This is a genomic window from Frankia sp. CcWB2 (genome assembly GCF_977927585.1).
Map to the genome: position 1 here is coordinate 9,146 of NZ_CDWRCM010000124.1, position 2,566 is coordinate 11,711.

The window sequence follows — 2,566 nt, forward strand, 5'->3', positions numbered from 1 at the left end:
AGGAAGCCAGAGGAAGCCAGGGGTTCGGGTCCCCGGGCCCCTACCCAGCTGACACGCTCGCAGACCCGCGGGTCCGGCCCCCGTCGCTGCGCGAGAAGCAGGCGTGAAACGAAGTTTCGATACATCCTTGATAGGAAATGTCCATCCATCGTTCATTGGAACATTGTTCCGTGCGGCTAGGTTCGTGGACGTGACGATCAGGCCCAGTGAGGCCGGCATGGCGAGCGTTGCTGACGCGCCACCTGGCACCCTTGCCGAACTGGTGCGGGGGCCGCCACGGTCGTCCATGCGTGCCTGAGTCCTGGGTCCCAGGGCCCCCAGGCAGCAAAGATCGCTCTAGCTCAAGATCTTTTGCTGCTCGCCCTCGGTTCGATCACCTACCCGAAGACTAGCTTCAACGACCCAACCCAAGCCGCCAACCTTGGAGCAGCGACATGCTAGCAGCGGGCCATTCAACAGTGCAGTCCTCTCGCGACGTCGATACCGCACTGCGCGCCTGGACCCAGCCCGGACAGCTATACCGCGGGCAGTTGCACTGCCACTCGACCGACTCGGACGGACTTCTGAGCGTCGAAGAAGTAATAGCTACATACCAGGCCGCCGGCCACAACTGGATCGTGCTTTCCGACCACTATGAAGCCACCTACGACTGGCGACTAGCCGACACCACGGCGTTCTCCTCCGAGGAGTTCACCGCGATCGTCGGTGCGGAACTAAGCTCCGCCGCCTGGACCGACCGTCACTGCTATTGGGTTACCGCCGCAGGGCTCCCACTGGACTTCGCCCCACCGCCGGACGACAGCCCCGCCGCCCACGTCGACGCCATCATGCGTGCCAAAGATGCCGGAGCATTTCTGGTGCTGCTACACCCCGGGCTCAACAACCTACCGCTCGGTGCCGCCGACACAATTTCTGGGCTTCATGCAGTCGACGCAGTCGAGATCTACAACCACAGCATGGCCACCATGTTGCCGCACGGTGCTGACGGCAGCTACTTTTACGACGGCCTACTCGAAGCCGGCCACCGACTCTTCGTCGACGCCAGCGACGACGCCCACTTTGAGCACCCCGACAGCCACGGTGGAGGCTGGCTACAAGTACGAGCCGAGCGCAACAGCCCGGACGCGATCCTCCAATCGCTAAAGGCAGGGGCCTACTATGCAACCCAGGGTCCAGAAATCACCGCGATGTCGGTTCGCGGCAACCAGCTTGACGTCCATACCAGCCCGGCACGCGCAATCGTGCTCGCCGGCGGCGGAGACCAGTGGCTGAACATGCAACAACAGCTCCCGACCCCTCATGAGCAGATTACATCAGCCACATTTGATCTCAGTTCCTTTAGTGGCAAGTACTGCCGCGTTACCGTTGTCGCCCCCGATGGCCGCTGCGCCTGGAGTAATCCATTGTGGCCATAACGAGCTCTTCTTGAGGTCGGCGACGTCCTCACCGAGTGTCGTAGCTCGTATCTCCGCGTCTGATCTCGAGAAAGGCTATCTTCATGCGTGGACGTGTCGTCACCGCCGACGGGCGGGCCTGTCCCGGTGTGCTCGTCAGCGACGGCCGTACGGTCACCACCAGCGCGACGGACGGGACGTTCTCGCTGGCCGCGGCGGGGCCGTTCGTGTTCCTTACCCGCCCCGCCGGCTATGCCGCCGACCGCTGGTTCGCCCCGGCCGCCGAGGAGTCGGTGACGTTCACCCTCACCCCCGTCCCGGTTGCCTTCCCGTACCGGTTCGTGCACGTCTCCGACCTCCACCTCCGCGATCCGGCACTGGACCACACGCTGTTCTCACGGCCGGCGGAGCTGGGGTCGGCGCAGGCGTTGTCGGAGTTCCTCGCGAGGGTCACGGAACGCGCCGGGGAGGTGTCATCGGTGATCGTGACCGGTGACCTCACCGATTTCGGCAGCGATGAGGAGTTCGAGTTGCTGCGCGGGGCGGTGAGCACCAGCCCGCTGCCGGTACACCTGCTGCCCGGCAACCACGACCACATCGCGAACAACCCCGGGCTGTTCGACATGCGGATCACCCGCACCGGCTACCTCATGCATTCCGCCGATCCCGCCGGCTACGAACGTAACCTGGGCCCGCGCTGGTACTCGTTCGATCTGCCCGGGCTGCACGTGGTCGCGCTGGACTGGCTCACCCACGAACTCGGGCTCGACCACGAGGCGCAGGACGCCTGGCTACGCGCCGACCTGGCATCGATCCCGCCGCAAACCCCGTGGATCCTGCTGTCCCACGACCAGCCGTGGCGTTCCGTCCTGGACGGGCTGCCACGCCCCCCCGCCGCGACGTTCTCCGGGCACCGGCACGTCTCCCGGGTGGTCGAGGTCGACGGCACCCTGCACGTGAGCACCCCGACCGCGCTATTCGGGTCGCTGGACTACACCCCCCCGTCGTTCCGGGTCGTCACTTGGGACGGGCAGAAAATCACCCTGCATACCCGGGCGGTGGCACCCACAGGCCTGGAACGGTCCACCTTCGAGATACCCGACCCGCCCCGCCACCCACCGCACGCCGCCACGGCAGTGGTGCGCTGGCGCCACCAGCTGACCGGGGCCGGG

2 protein-coding genes are annotated in these 2,566 nt (G+C 65.6%); both read left to right on the forward strand.

Translation table 11 applies throughout. The annotated features are described in order from the left end of the window. Positions 1 to 434: 434 nt before the first annotated feature. Entirely contained in the window at positions 435 to 1,415 is a 981-nt protein-coding gene (locus tag ACY45C_RS13905; RefSeq protein WP_462188027.1) for a CehA/McbA family metallohydrolase, read from the forward strand. An 83-nt stretch (positions 1,416 to 1,498) separates the two neighbouring features. Then, positions 1,499 to 2,566, forward strand: a 1,068-nt coding sequence (locus tag ACY45C_RS13910; protein ID WP_462188028.1) for a metallophosphoesterase, incomplete at its 3' end; no start/stop codon positions are given.